A 14,658-nucleotide genomic window follows, 5' to 3' on the forward strand; every position below is an offset into this window, starting at 1 on the left:
TGAGTTCTCAAGGAACGGACGCTTCCTTCGTACTCACCCTCTCGGGCTTTCCTCCGGGCGCTTCCCTTCGGTCTTGCGTTTCCGACTCTATCAGATCCTTTCGGCGTCTGATTCCCAGTCAGAAGGGGTTGTCTTCCCGGCTGTTGGGCCGTTCCGACGTCTCAAACCTTAGCGGATTCTCTCGGCGATTCCCAATCGGGCCGCCCAGTCCCACGCGAAATTGAATTCGAGCATGCCGAAATCGACCCGCTTGGGAGATCGTGCTTTGGTTTGGTTTGCCGCTAGTGCGGCGGAGTTGCTGCCGAAGAACCGTTACGGCCCCGTGGCAACCCGAAGAACTTTACGGATCCTGCGAGGGCCTGTCAAGCACCCCGTGTCAAGATCTTTTCTCCGGGGCCTCAGTCCAGGTCGGTGAGGCGTCCGCCGGCGTCCGGCTGGGCGTGTTCCACCCTACGCAGGAGGCGGGTGAGGACCTCGTCGAGGACGGTGCGATCCGCCGGGGAGAGGTCCTGGAGGAGGTCCTCCTCGAAGACCGTGGCGAGGCGCATCGCCTCGAGCCACTTCTCTCGGCCCTCCGCCGTCAGCTCCACGATCACCCGGACCCGGTTGGACTCGTCGCGCTCCCGGGTCACCAGCCCCTCGCCGACCATGCGGTCGATCCGGTGGGTCATCGCGGCCGGCGTCAGGCCGAGGCGCTTGGCGAGGTCGCTCGGGCCCAGGCGGTAGGGGGCGCCGGAGAGCACCAGCGCCTTCAGGACCTCCCACTCGGCGTTACTGATGCCGAGGGCGGCGGTCTGGCGGCCGTAGGCGACGTTCATACGGCGGTTCAGCCGGGAGAGCGCCGAGACGATCTTCTCGACCTGAGGGTCGAGGTCCCGGAACTCCCGCTGGTATGCGGCGATCTGCTCTTCGAGGGTCGGCTCCGTGACGCCGGGGGTCTGGGCCATGGACGCAGTATGGCACGCAGCTCCTTTGCCTTGAAGTCCTTGATTATGTACTCTTTAGCCTCGAACTTTAGCTTCGAAGTCTTCACTCCTAACTAGTGAGAGAGGTGAACGTGACCAGGGCGATGGGCGCTGCGATGCGCCGGATCCACGTGGGGAACGCACTCAGCGCGTTCGGGCTCGGTTTCACCGTCCCCTACCTGTACGTCTATGTGGCGCAGGTGCGGGGTCTTGGAGCCATGACGGCGGGGCTCGTCCTCGCCGTCTTCGCCGTGGCCGCGCTGATCGTGCTGCCGTTCGCCGGGCGGGCCATCGTCCGGCGCGGTCCCCGCCCGGTCCTTCTCGCCGCCCTGGTCACGGCTGCCGTGGGCGCGCTGAGTCTGGGGCTGGCGGGGAGGCCGACAGCCGTACTGCTGTCGGCGGCCGCGCTCGGCGCCGGCCAGGCCGTGATGCAGCCCGCGCTCGCGACGATGATCGTGGACTGTTCCACGGCCGACACGCGCTCGCGTGCCTTCGCCATGCAGTTCTTCCTGCAGAACCTGGGGCTCGGTGTCGGCGGCCTCATCGGCGGCCATCTCGTCGACGCTACGCGCGTCGACTCCTTCACCCTGCTGTTCTCCATCGAGGCGGCGATGTTTCTCGTGCTGGTGGGCGTGATGGCGAGCGTGCGGATGCCGCGGGCGCCGCGGATCGAGGGCGCGCCCGCCGCGTCGGCCAAGGGAAGCTGGAAGCAGCTGCTCGGCAACCGGGCCATGGTGCAGCTGTCCGTGCTGGGCTTCGTGCTCTTCTTCGCCTGCTACGGGCAGTTCGAGTCGGGGCTGAGCGCCTACGGCGTCGAGGCCGCCGGGATCTCGACGTCGGCGCTGGGGACGGCGCTGGCCGCCAACACGCTGATGATCGTCGTCGCGCAGTTCGCCGTGCTGAAGTTCGTCGAGCGGCGCCGGCGCTCGCGGGTGATCGCCGGTGTCGGGCTGATCTGGGCCGTGGCGTGGGTCGCGGCCGGTTACGCCGGGCTCGGGCACGGCAGCCGGGAGATGGCGACGGCGGCCTTCGTGTCGACGTACGCGCTGTTCGGGCTCGGTGAGGCGATGCTGTCGCCGACCGTCGCGCCGCTGGTCGCCGATCTGGCGCCGAGCGGGATGGCCGGGCAGTACAACTCCGTGTTCGCCCTGGTGAAGCAGTTGGCGCTGGCCGTGGGGCCGGCCGTCGGGGGGCCGATGGGGGCCTCGCTGCCCGCGCCGTACGTGGTGACGTTCCTGGTGTTCTCGCTGGGCATCACCTTCCTCGCCGTACGGCTGGGGCGGCAGCTCACCGCCGTACAGGATCAGCCGTGGCTGGGGCGGAGCCGGGTGGTCGCTCGTGGTGGGGCGTCCGCCGAGCCGGTGACCGCGGAGGCGTAGGCGGCGGTCAGCCGGCGGTCCTCGGCAGGACGAACTCGCACCAGACCGCCTTCCCCCCTCCGGGCGTGCGCCGTGATCCCCAGTTCGAGGCGATGGTCGCGACGATCGCGATGCCTCTGCCGGACTCGTCGACCGGCTCCGCGCGGCGTCGGCGGGGGAGGTGGTCGTCGCCGTCGGTGACCTCGATGATCAGGCGGCGGTCGGTGCGGCGCAGGCGGAGGCGCATGGGGGGCGTGCCGTGCTGTAGGGAGTTGGCGACCAGTTCGCTCGCCGCCAGGACGCCCAGGTCGTGCAGCTCGGACGGGAACCGCCAGCTCGTCAGGACCCCGGAGGCGAAGGCACGCGCGCGTGGGGCCGCTTCGACGCCGCCGAGGAGCTCCAGGGCCGCGTTCCGGAACAGGTCGCTGTCGGGGCCGGTGCGGGCCGGGTGCTGAAGGACGAGGACGGCGACGTCGTCGTCGTGGTCCGCGGTGACGCCCGCCGAGCGGACCAGGCGGTCGCAGACGACCTGGGGCGTGCCCGTCGCGCCGGCGAGGGCTCGCTCCAGGGAGGCGATGCCCTCGTCCAGGTCCTGGTCCCTGCGTTCGACCAGGCCGTCGGTGTAGAGCACGGCCGTGGCGCCGGGGCCCAGCGGAACCGAGCCCGAGGCGTGCATCCACCCGCCCGTGCCGAGCGGCGGGCCGGTGGGTTCGTCGGCGCGCAGGACGGTGCCGCTCTCGTCGCGCACCAGGATCGGCAGGTGGCCGGCGGAGGCGTACACCAGGCGCCCCTCGTTCGGGTCGTGGATGGCGTAGACGCAGGTGGCGATCTGGTTGGCGTCGATCTCTGCGGCGAGGCCGTCGAGGAGCTGGAGGATCTCGTGCGGGGGCAGGTCGAGGCGGGCGTACGCGCGCACGGCCGTGCGGAGCTGGCCCATGACGGCCGCGGCGCGTACGCCTCTGCCCATCACGTCGCCGATGACCAGGGCCGTGCGGCCGCCGCCGAGGGTGATGACGTCGTACCAGTCGCCGCCGACCGCGGCCTCCGTGCCGCCGGGCTGGTAGGTGGCCGCGACGCGCAGGTCGTCGGGCTGTTCCAGCTCCTGGGGCAGCAGTGAGCGCTGGAGGGTGACCGCGGTCTCGCGCTGGCTGCGCTCGCTGGCGCGCAGGCGTTCGGCGGCTTCGGCGTGGTCGGTGACGTCGGTGGCGAAGACCAGCACACCGCCGTCGTCCCCGTCGGTGACCGGGGTGCAGGTGAAGGTGTAGGAGCGGCCGTCGGGGGCCTTGCGGGACTTCAGTGTGCGGGGTCTGCCGCTGCGCAGGACCTGGTCGAGGAGCGGGAGCAGGCCCAGTTCGTCGAGTTCCGGGAGCGCGTCACGGGTGGGCTCGTCCAGGGGGCGTACGCCGAAGGCCGCCACATAGGCGTCGTTGACGTAGGCGACCCGGTGGTCGGGGCCGTGGACCAGGGCGACGAGGGCGGGGACGCGGTCGAGGACCTCGCGGACGGGCAGTTCGTCGACGGCCGGCACGGGCGCGTGCTCGTCGGTGAGGTGTTCGACGCGGGCCGCGGGGACGGAGCTCGCGGTCTCGGCCGGCCGTTCGGGGGCGACCGCGTGATCGGTCCGCCCCGCGGCGCGGCGCTGCGTTCCGGGGAGCCGGGCGCTCCAGCGCGTGAAGTTCACGAATCCTTGCCTCGTGTCGTCGTCTTCGGCGTCTTGGGCCGGCTCCGGACCTGCCCGGAGGGCTGGGGGGTGACGCCCCCGGGATGCAGCACGGTGGGAAGACCTCTTGGGTGCGGGGGGCGAGCGGCCGCTCGCCCTGGGGCGGGATCAGTGTGGCAGTGTCGCTCACCGGGGCGACATCCGTGGGACGCCCTCCCGGGCGGCGGAGTTCCTCGGTCCGGTCAGGAGGACCCCTTCGGGTCGCCGACGGGGTCGGTCGGAGGCTTTCCACCGGCCGCGAGTTCGAACTCCGCCCGCGGATGTTCGAGGGAACCGAGGGAGACGATCTCCCGCTTGAAGAGGCCCGACAGCGTCCATTCGGCCAGGACGCGGGCCTTGCGGTTGAAGGTGGGCACCCTGCTCAGGTGGTACACGCGGTGCATGAACCACGCAGGGTAGCCCTTCAGCTTGCGCCCGTAGACGTGGGCGACGCCCTGGTGCAGGCCGAGGGAGGCGACCGAGCCGACGTACTTGTGGGCGTACGTCTCCAGGGGCTCGTCACGCAGCGCGTGTGCGATGTTGTCGCCGAGGACCTTGGCCTGGCGGACCGCGTGCTGGGCGTTGGGGGCCGTCTCGGCGCCCGGTTCGGCCGCGGTGACGTCGGGGACGGCGGCCGCGTCTCCTGCCGCCCACGCGTGCGTGGTTCCCTCGACGGTCAGCTGGGGGGTGCATTTCAGCCTGCCCCGGTCGGTGCGGGCCAGGTCGGTCGCGGCGATGAGCGGATGGGGCTTCACGCCGGCCGTCCACACGACCGTACGGGTCGGGAAGCGGGAGCCGTCGCTGAGGACGGCGACCCGGTCCGCACAGGACTCCAGGCGCGTGTGCAGGCGTACGTCGATGTTGCGGCGGCGCAGCTCGGTGACCGTGTAGCGGCCCATCTCCTCGACGACCTCGGGCAGGACGCGGTCCGAGGCCTCCACGAGGATCCATTTCATGTCCTCGGGCTGGACGTTGTGGTAGTGGCGGGCCGCGTAGCGGGCCATGTCCTCGAGTTCGCCGAGCGCCTCGACCCCGGCGAACCCGCCGCCGACGAAGACGAAGGTCAGCGCCGCGTCACGGATCTCGGGGTCGCGGGTGGAGGAGGCGATGTCCATCTGCTCGATGACGTGGTTGCGCAGGCCGATGGCCTCCTCGACCGACTTGAAACCGATGCCGTGCTCGGCGAGGCCGGGGATCGGCAGGGTGCGCGCGATCGAGCCGGGCGCCAGGACGAGTTCGTCGTACGTCAGCTGCTCCGGGCCCGCTCCCTCCTCCTCGGTGGCGAGGGTGGTGAGGGTGGCGGTGCGCTTGGCGTGGTTGACCGACTGCACCTCGCCGACCACGACATGGCACTGGTCGAGGACGCGGCGCAGCGGTACGACGACGTGGCGGGGGGAGATGGCACCGGCCGCCGCTTCGGGAAGGAACGGCTGATAGGTCATGTACGGGTCGGGAGTGACGACGGTGATGTCGACCTCGCCCCGCCTGAGTTCCTGTTTCAGCCTCCGCTGGAGGCGCAGAGCCGTGTACATCCCGACGTAGCCGCCGCCGACAACGAGAATGCGCGCACGTTCCTTCACCATCCCATGACGCACCCAGCGCTTGAGTTTGTCCACAGCCCCGACAATTTGTGTGACCACCCGCCCAGGACGCCCAGGGTTGGCCGAATTGCCCGAGTGCGCGGAAGGACCGCAGGTCAGCGGGTGTGCGCCGGGTGACCTTGTAGGGCGTAATCGGGACGTAAGCGGCCCGTGGTCCGATCGGGGGGCGCTCCGTGCGGAACCTGCCCCTTCTGAATTGACCCTCGCTCAACTATGTTCGTGTGTCGACGGGGTGTAGGGGGATGTGCTCATCGCTCATCGAGTCCGCGAGGGGCGGACCGGTGAACCGGGCATGTTCCCGCGCTCCGGCAACCGATGGCGGGGAGAGTCTCCGGGGGGAGACGTCATTACCGGGGGAACACTTATGCATGTTCAGAACTCTCATTGGTCGTCCGCGTCAGCACTGACAGCCGGCGGCATGGTGAGCGCGGCGGCGGGCAACGGACGCGACGGTTCGCGTTCGACGCCGCTGCGCGTGGACGCACAGCGCAATCTGGAGCACGTCCTGCGCGCCGCGCGGGAGGTCTTCGGCGAACTGGGTTACGGCGCGCCGATGGAGGACGTGGCGCGCCGGGCGCGGGTGGGTGTGGGGACCGTGTACCGGCGGTTCCCGAGCAAGGACGTCCTGGTGCGGCGGATAGCCGAGGAGGAGACCTCCCGGCTGACCGAGCAGGCCCGGGCGGCGCTCGGCCAGGAGGACGAGCCGTGGTCGGCGCTCTCGCGTTTCCTGCGCACCTCGGTGGCCTCGGGCGCCGGACGGCTGCTGCCGCCGCAGGTGCTGCGGGTCTCGGTCACCGACGAGGGTGACGGACGCCTCGACGGCATGGTGTTCGACGAGGCCCGGGTGCCGCAGCAGCGGATCCAGCCGGGCTCCGGCGAACTGCGCCTGGTCTCCGAGGAAGCCCCGAAGGCCGTGGACGAGGACGACACGGGCGCGGCGGCACTGCTCGAGGTCGTGGGCCAGCTCGTGGAGCGGGCGCGCGCGGCCGGTGAGTTGCGGCCCGATGTGTCGGTGTCGGACGTCCTGCTGGTCATCGCCACGGCGGCGCCCTCGCTGCCGGACGCGGCGCAGCAGGCGGCCGCCTCCTCGCGGCTGCTGGACATCCTGCTCGAAGGACTGCGGTCACGGCCTGCCTGACCAGCTGAAACGGTCGCGGTGGAGGGTGGGCGCTGCGCAGCCCACCTGCCCGGCGTGCGCGGGGCAGCCGCGAGGCCGCGGGCGATCCGATGCCGGGAATGATCCGATGCCGAGTACGCACCGGACATTTCCGGTATGCCGCCCAACTGCCGTTCAATGAACGTCAATTGAGCCTTCCCCGAATGGGGGACGCCCAGTACTACGGCACGACAAGTCCCCACGGACGAGTGGATGGTCCGCCCTGCGGGGTCCTGAACAAAAGCCAATATGGCACTCTGACCCGGTGTTCGGGACTGGTGGGTCAGGCGGCGGCAGGGGCGTTCCGCGATGAGCTTCGACGGGCGGGACGGGTCGCCGGGTGACGGCGACGAGGGAACCGGCGGCCCACCGCAGGTGCCGAGTCAGGGCGGACGGGCGGGCACGCCGCAGGGCGGTGGCCCCGCCGAGACCGTCATTCCCATGCAGGGCGGCGAGCCCGTCGGGCCTGTCGAACCCGTCGACCCGGCAGAGGGCACCGTCCCGGCGCAGCGCGAGCTGCACGAGGACAGCGTGCTGCCGCCGCCGAGGGACTTCCCGCCGTCCGACGCCGACCTGATCGTGCGGATGCGCTCCGGCGACGACACGGCGTACGAGGAGCTGTACCGGCGCCACGCGGACGCCGTGCGCCGCTACGCCCGCACCTGCTGCCGCGACGCCCACACCGCGGACGACCTCACGGCCGAGGTCTTCGCCCGCATGCTCCAGGCCGTACGCGGCGGGCACGGCCCCGAGCACGCCGTACGCGCGTATCTGCTCACCAGCGTCCGGCGGGTGGCCGCGAGCTGGACGAAGTCAGCCAAGCGGGAGCACCTGGTCGACGACTTCGCGGTCTTCGCCGCGCAGGCCGCGCGCTCCTCCGAGGTCTCCGACGACGACACGCTCGACCTCGGCGCCGACGTGCGGGCGATGCACGTGGCCGAGCAGTCCATGGCCATGCAGGCGTTCCGGTCACTGCCCGAGCGCTGGCAGGCCGTGCTGTGGCACACCGAGGTCGAGGACGAGTCGCCGAGCGACGTCGCCACGCTCTTCGGACTCGACGCCAACGGCACGCGCGTGCTCGCAAGCCGCGCCCGCGAGGGCCTGAAGCAGGCGTACCTCCAGGCCCACGTCAGCGCCGCGCTCGCCGACGACGAGGAGTGCGCCCGCTACGCGGATCGGCTCGGCGCCTACGCCCGCGGCGGGCTGCGCACCCGTGCCGAGCGGGGGCTGCGCAAGCACCTGGAGGAGTGCGCCAAGTGCCGCCTGGCCGCGGGGCAGATCAAGGAAGTCGCCGGCGGTATCCCCGGTGTCGTGCCGGTCGCGGTCATCGGCTGGTTCGGCGCCGCCGGGTACGCCAAGGCGGCCGCGCTCATCGCCGGCGGCACCGGAGCCGGTGCCGCGGGCGTGGCGGGTGCGGCCGCGGCGGCGGGCGGCGGTTCGTCCGGCGGCGCGGGCGCCGGTGGCGCGGCGGCCTCCGAGGGGCTGGGCGCGCCCGCGAAGGTCGGCATCGCCGCCGCTGTCGTCGCCGCGGCGGGCGTGGCCGTCGCGCTCGCGCTGTCCGGCAGCGACGCCCCGGCCAGGAAGCAGGACGCCAAGCCGCCCGCCTCCACGCCGTCCGTCCGTCCCGCGTCGCCGAAGCCGGCGCCGCCGAAGAAGACGCCCGCGCCGAAGCCGCCGTTCGTACCGGTGGTGGCCTCCGAGCCGACACCCACCCCGACGCCGTCCCCCCGGCCGAAGCACACCCCGAAGTCGGCTCCCACCCCCAAGCCCAAGCCGAAGCCGGCCCCGAAGCCCACCCCCACCCCCACGCCGACGCCGACTCCCCCGCCGCCCCCGGTGGTCTACGAGTGGAGCACGCTGGCCTACAACCTCACCGGCGACGGCACGAAGCCGGAGATGCGGCTCGGCGAGAGCAGCTGGGTCTGGCAGCGGTACGGCATGTCGATCGCCGGCAAGCAGTACGCGCACGGTGTGACCGTGCACGGCGAGTCCTCCGTCACCATCGACCTCAACCGCGCCTGCTCGGCCTACGACGCCGTGGTGGGCGTCGACGACATGACCCTGGGCATCGGCAAGGTCTACTTCTCCGTCTACGCCGACGGCGTCCCGCTGTGGCGGTCCGGGCTGCTCCAGGGCGGCGGTCCGGCGGCCGCGGTCCATGTGAACCTCGCCGGGCGCAGGACCGTACGGCTGGTCGTCTCGCCGCAGAGCAGCTTCGACTCCCTGACGCTAGCGGACTGGGCCGAGTCGAAGTTCACCTGCTCGTAGTTCACCGGTGGACGCGCACGGCCTCGTCCAGTTCGGCGAGGATTTCGTCGAACGTGAGGTGCGCGCCCCGGGCGATCTCCGCGTCGTACTCCTGGGCGCTCAGCGCGGTGCGGGCGGCGCTCTCGGCGCGCTCGGCCTCGGCGCGCTCCGGCATGGGGCGCGGTGCGCCGTCACGCCAGTTCTCCGCGGCGGCGAGCAGACGGACCGCGCGCGGATGCTGCCCGAGGTCGGACAGCAGGACCGCCGCGTGGTCCACGAGGGTCGCCGTGACCACGTCCGCGCACCGCTGGTCCACCGCCTCGCGGATGGTGTGCGCCAGCTTCGGAAGACCGCGCTCCGGGCCGGTCTCGGCGACCGTCACCAGGGTGTCGACCGCGCTCAGCATCACCATGAACTGCGGCGGCAGTGTGCCCCGTCCGGCCTCCACGCGGGCCGCGTCGGCCATCTCCCGCGCACGGGCGGTGTCCTTCTCGTCCAGCGCGAGCTGAGCCCGCATCAGCAGGAGGAACGCCCTGGTGTCCGGCACCCCGTACCGGTCGGCGGCCGCCGTCGCCTCGTCGAGCCCGCGCAGGGCGCTCGCACGGTCGCCCCCGCGGTAGGCGATCTCGGCGAGCCGGGCCATCAGGAACGGCGTCTCGGCGTACGCCCCGACCTCGTAGGCGAGCCGCAGGGCCTCGTCGTACTCGCTCTTGGCGTCGTCCATCCTGCTGCGGGCCATCGCGGCCTCGCCGGCCGCGCTGCACACCTGGGCCCGCATCCAGCGGTCGCCGACGCGGCGGCTCAGCACCCTGAGCTCCGCGAGGTCCTCGTCGACGCCCTTCAGGCCGCCCGATGAGTCGACGGCCATGTGCGTGCGGAACATCAGGGCGACGCCGATCGCCCAGTCGTCGCCGTGCACACGGCAGTTGGCGACCGTCTCGTCCAGGGCGGCACGGGCGTCCGCCGAGCCCAGGACGAAGGTCGCCAGCGGCCAGGCGATGCCCGGCAGACGGGCCGCGTCCGGGCCGCCCCGCGCGAAGTGGTCCCTCAGCCGGGTGATGTACGCGCGCATCCGGTCGTCCAGGGCGCCGTCGTCCATCCGCTCGGAGTCCGACCTCAGGAACACATGCAGCATCCGGAGGTTCATCCGGAGCCGGTGCCGCGGGTGTCCCGACTCGCCGTCCGGGGCGGCCAGGAAGGCGTCCACGGGGTCGACCGGGCCGACGGGTCCGGCCGCCCCCGCACCGGTCGTCCGGCCGGTGGTGAGGGACGGGGTGGCGGGCCGGGAGACCGTGGCCTCGGGGAGCGCGTCCAGGGTCGCGCCCAGGCGCAGGGTGCGGTCCAGCCAGCCGATGGCCTCCGGACGGTAGTTGCGCAGCCAGCAGAACCAGCCCATGTCGAGCGCGAGGGCGCCCGCCTCCTCCTCGTCGCCGCAGGTGAGCGCACGGTGGAAGGCCGCGCGGATGTTGTCCAGCTCGGTCTCCAGGCGGGAGATCCACGGGAGTTGATCGGCGGAGCGCAGCAGCGGCTCGGCCTTCGCCACCAGTGCGCGCACCCATGCGCGGTGCCGCAGCTCGGCTCCGGCACGCGCCTCGGGGGCCTCGGCTGCGCGCTCCGCGGAGTACTCGTGGATGGTCTCCAGCATGCGGTACCGCATGCCGGCCGAGCCGTCCTGGTCGTACGGGGTGCCGGGTCCGTACGGGGCGGCCACGATCAGGGACTTGTCGACGAGCGCCCCGACGAGATCGGCCGCCGGGCCGGTGCACACGGCCTCCGCGGCCGCGAGGTCCCAGCCGCCGGCGAACACGGAGACCTCGCGCAGCACCGTGCGCTCCCGCTCGTCGAGCAGGTCCCAGGACCAGTCGACGACCGCGCGCAGGGTCTGCTGGCGGGGCAGGACCGTGCGGCTTCCGGAGGTGAGGAGGCGGAAGCGGTCGTCGAGGCGGTCGGCGATCTGCCGCGGCGTGAGCAGCCGCAGCCGGGCCGCGGCGAGCTCGATGGCGAGCGGCAGGCCGTCCAGGCGGCGGCAGATCTCCTGGACCGCCTCACGGTCGCGCAGCACGGCCTCCGCGTCGGGACGGACGGCGCAGGCGCGCTCCTCGAAGAGGCGCAGTGCCTGGTCGGGGACGAGGGGTTCGACCGGGCGCACCGACTCGCCGGGGACGCCCAGGGGTTCACGGCTGGTGGCGAGGACCGTGAGTCCCGGGCAGCGGGTGAGCAGCGTCTCGGCGAGGGTGGCCGCCGCCTCGATGACATGTTCGCAGTTGTCAAGGATCAGGAGCTGGCTGCGCGGGGCGCAGTACTCGACGAGCAGGGCGACGGGGTCGTCCTGCGGGGCCGTCAGCTCGGTGGTCATCAGCACGGTCTCGCGCAGACCGAGCGCGCTGACCACCGCTCCGGGCACCGCCTCCGGCCGGTCGAGCGGGGCCAGCTCGACCAGCCACGCCTGCGGAAGCCCGGCGGCGGCTTCCTCGGCGAGGCGGGTCTTTCCGGAGCCGCCGGGGCCGGTGAGGGTGACGAGTCTTGCCCTGTGCAATTCGGAACGGATGGCGTCGAGTTCAGGTTCCCGGCCCACGAAAGAGGTAAGCCGCGGACGGAGGTTGCCGGCGCGGGCGGGCTCGGGGGCCGGGGTGGACGGGTGCGGGCGCTCGTGTCCGGGTGCCCGGGACGGCGGGGCGAGCAGTTCCGAGTGCAGGGCGCGCAGTCCGGGGCCCGGGTCGGTGCCGAGACCGTCGGCCAGGGCGCGGCGGGCGGTCTCGTACGCGGCGAGGGCGTCCGCCGTGCGGCCCGTGTCGCGCAGGGCGCGGATGAGGAGGGCGTGCAGCGGTTCGTCGTACGGGTGCGCCGTGGTCAGTTCTTTCAGGTGCGGTACGGCGGCGTGGGCGCGGCCGAGGCGCAGGTCCGCGTCGATGCGGGCGCGGGTCGCCTCCAGGTGCAGGGCCTCCGGGCGGGCCGCGGCGGTGCGGTCGGGGAGGTCCGCGAGGGCGGGGCCGCGGTACAGGGCGAGGGCCTCGGCCAGGGTGCGGGCGGCGGTCTGCGGGTCGTCCTGGTTCAGGGCCGCCGTGCCCTTGTGTACGAGTCGCTCGAACACGAACAGGTCCACGTCGTCCTCGGCCGCCTCCAGGCGGTAGCCGCCGGGGGCGGAGGTGATCGCGTCCTTGCCCAGGGTGCGCCGGAGGCGGGCGACCAGGGCCTGGAGGGCGGCGGGGGCGTCGTGGGGCGGGATGTCCGACCAGACCTCGTCGATGAGGGTGCCGGGGGTGGTGACCCGGCCGGGGCGCAGGGCCAGGGCGGTGAGGAGGGTGCGGAGGCGGGGGCCGGGGACGGGTACGGCGGTGCCGTGGTCGTCCTCGGCCCGGGTCACGCCCAGGATGTTGTACCGCACCGGGTCATTGTCGCCGGGGTGCCTGTGTGCGGCACGGGGTTTCGGGGCGGTGGGTGTTTTCGCCCCGGCCACCCTCATCCGTCCCGTCGGTGGAAAGGCTAGGCAACCCCCGCACCCTCGCCGGAGGCCAGCGCCCCCCGCTGCGGATGGATCCCCGCGGGTACCGCCCGCTGGCGGGCCGGGGTGCCTGTCCAGCAGGTGCCCCGGCGGGCCAGGAGGCGGCGGAGCCAGAGTTCCAGGGAGACGAGGTCGGCGAGGCCGTCCAGAGGGAGCGGTTCGCCGGCTGCCGCCGCACGCAGGGCCTTGCGGACCGTGCGGGCCTCGACCAGGCCCGCCTCGGCGAGGAGGGGGGTGCCGAAGAGGGCCATCAGGGAGTCGGCGGCGACCCGGAGGCCGGTGCGGGCGGCCACCGCCGCCGAGGCGTGGGAGGGGACGCCCCAGCCGGGCGGGAGGTCGCTGACGCCGGCGCCCTCCAGGACCGTGCTCAGGATGGAGGCACGGGCGCCCGGCTGGACGCGCAGGGCCTCGGGGAGGGTCCGGCAGGCGCGGACGACCTGGTTGTCCAGGAAGGGCGCGTGCAGGCGCTGGGAGCGGATCTCGGCCGCCTGCTCCAGCACGCGCAGGTCTGCCGCGTGGCGGGCCAGGGCGGCACGCGCGCGGTAGTCGCCGGGACGCTGGCCGGGACCCACGCCCGAACGGCCCGTGGACGCCTGCAGGCGAACCGATACTTCAGCCAGGGCCTCGCCGGTCAGCCAGCGTGCCGCGGGGCCCGGCCTGGCCCAGGTGAGGGCCGCCAGGGAAGCTCCGACGGCTCCCCCCGGCTCGTCGAAACGGCGTTGCAGCAGGCGGTCGGCGAGGACCTCGAGACCGGCGCGGTAGGGCGTACGCGCCAGGCGGCGGGCCGCGCCGTACACGCGCGCGGGGACCATCACCGAGCCGTCGGCCTTGGCGAGTGCGGCCACGGGGCGTACGAGGTGGCGGCGCTTGCGGTCCATCAGGAGGTCGGCCAGCCGGGCCGGGTGCGCGTCCAGGACCTGGCGGGCGCCGTAGCCCGTGAAGTGGTCGGCGCTGCCCGAGGCCAGCCGTGCCCGGTGCCGTGCCGCCGTCACCAGGCACTGGCCCGGTTCGTCGGTCAGCGGACCGTCCAACTCGGCGTACGGGAGCGCCTCCTCGCCGCCCGTCACCACCACGTGGTGCAGGCGCGGGTTGGCGGCCAGGCTGCCCGCCCGCTCCAGTTCGGCCTCCCGGCCGCCGACGGCCAGGTCGTTGAAGGTGACCGCGAGCAGGCGCTCCCCCGCGCCCGTGCCGTGGCCCAGGACCGTGCCCGGCATCCCGGGCAGGCCCGCGGCGAGCAGCGCCAGCGTGCCGGACGCCGGTCCGCCGGAGAGGTCCGCGCCGATGCCGGCGACCGGCATCCCGCGCGCGGCGCGCCGCTCCGCCGGGCCCATGCCGGGCACCGGGCCGGGGTCCATGTCCGTCCCGGGGACGTGTCTGGGCGCCGACAGACGCGCGCGTACCGCCTCGACCAGCGCGTCGCGCACCGCGTCGACGGCGCTGTCGGGATCCGCCGAGGGCGCCGCCACCGCGAGGGAGGCGACGGGCTCGTAGCCGGCGATCTCGCGCGCTCCGGCGCGCAGGATCAGTGCGTGTCCCGGCGGTACGCGCCGCACTCCGTCGTAGGGCGTGGAATCGTGCAGCGCGGCCGGCACGTCGGGGGCGGCGAGCAGGGCGGCGAGGTGGCCGAAGTCGAGGTTGGCCTCGATGAGGTCGGCGAGCGGGAGGGCGGCCGTGGCGTAGGCCGTGCCGCCCGCCCAGGGCGTGTAGAAGACGGGACGGGCGCCCGCGAGGTCGCCGCAGACCGTGACCCTGCGGCCGACCTGGACGATCGCCGTGTAGCTGCCCGGCCATGCCGTCAGATGCCGGAGTGCGCCCCCGCGCGCGGCGAACAGCCCGACGCGCAACTGCTCGTCGGAGGCCGCGCACGTGCCCAGCACCGCGATCCGGGTCTGGGCGTCGGCCTTCACCACCCGCACCTCGTCGGGGCGCCAGTCGCCGACCGCCCAGAGCGGATCGGGGTCGCCCCACAGGAGCTGGGAGCCCACCGGGTGCACGGTCTCGCCGCCATCTCCGGTGCCCCCCGCGGAGGCGAAACCCAAAGCCCCCGCTGCGGTGCTGCTCCACCCCACCAACCACCGCATCGACGCCTCCACAGGCTGTGGACAACCAGTGCACCGTACGAACTGGTTC

Annotated in this window: 8 protein-coding genes; 3 read left to right on the forward strand and 5 right to left on the reverse strand. The window is 73.3% G+C overall.

The features are described 5' to 3' along the window. Window positions 1-398: 398 nt before the first annotated feature. Entirely contained in the window at window positions 399-947 is a 549-nt protein-coding gene (locus ACIBN2_RS41830; protein ID WP_399142774.1) for a MarR family winged helix-turn-helix transcriptional regulator, read from the reverse strand. A gap of 110 nt (window positions 948-1,057) precedes the next feature. Between ACIBN2_RS41830 and ACIBN2_RS41835 the strand changes: the two genes are divergently transcribed. Beyond that, the gene (locus ACIBN2_RS41835; protein ID WP_399143027.1) at window positions 1,058-2,344 is read left to right on the forward strand and encodes an MFS transporter; all 1,287 of its coding nucleotides are present in this window, start codon (window positions 1,058-1,060) and stop codon (window positions 2,342-2,344) included. A gap of 7 nt (window positions 2,345-2,351) precedes the next feature. Here ACIBN2_RS41835 and ACIBN2_RS41840 read toward each other — a convergent pair whose 3' ends face one another. Further along, window positions 2,352-4,004 carry a SpoIIE family protein phosphatase gene (locus ACIBN2_RS41840; RefSeq protein WP_399142776.1) on the reverse strand — a complete coding sequence of 551 codons (1,653 nt, stop codon included), beginning with the start codon at window positions 4,002-4,004 and terminating at the stop codon, window positions 2,352-2,354. Window positions 4,005-4,225: 221 nt separating this feature from the next. Further along, window positions 4,226-5,605, reverse strand: a complete 1,380-nt coding sequence (locus ACIBN2_RS41845; RefSeq protein WP_399142778.1) for an NAD(P)/FAD-dependent oxidoreductase — start codon at window positions 5,603-5,605, stop codon at window positions 4,226-4,228. Window positions 5,606-5,987: 382 nt separating this feature from the next. On the opposite strand from ACIBN2_RS41845, the gene ACIBN2_RS41850 reads away from it, so the two are divergent. Next, complete coding sequence (locus tag ACIBN2_RS41850) at window positions 5,988-6,761, forward strand: TetR/AcrR family transcriptional regulator (RefSeq protein ID WP_399142780.1); 774 nt, start codon at window positions 5,988-5,990, stop codon at window positions 6,759-6,761. Window positions 6,762-7,088: 327 nt separating this feature from the next. Beyond that, a complete protein-coding gene (locus ACIBN2_RS41855) occupies window positions 7,089-9,047 on the forward strand; it encodes a sigma-70 family RNA polymerase sigma factor (protein ID WP_399142781.1) in 1,959 nt (652 codons plus the stop codon). Window position 9,048: 1 nt separating this feature from the next. Here the strand turns inward: ACIBN2_RS41855 and ACIBN2_RS41860 are convergent, their stop codons facing one another. Together ACIBN2_RS41860 and ACIBN2_RS41865 are read right to left on the reverse strand one after the other, a co-directional pair. Continuing rightward, window positions 9,049-12,411, reverse strand: a complete 3,363-nt coding sequence (locus ACIBN2_RS41860) for a BTAD domain-containing putative transcriptional regulator (protein WP_399142783.1) — start codon at window positions 12,409-12,411, stop codon at window positions 9,049-9,051. A 98-nt stretch (window positions 12,412-12,509) separates the two neighbouring features. After that, complete coding sequence (locus tag ACIBN2_RS41865) at window positions 12,510-14,609, reverse strand: asparagine synthase-related protein (protein ID WP_399142785.1); 2,100 nt, start codon at window positions 14,607-14,609, stop codon at window positions 12,510-12,512. Window positions 14,610-14,658: the final 49 nt, after the last annotated feature.

It is taken from the genome of Streptomyces sp. NPDC050534, from assembly GCF_044457745.1.
Taxonomy (GTDB): domain Bacteria; phylum Actinomycetota; class Actinomycetes; order Streptomycetales; family Streptomycetaceae; genus Streptomyces.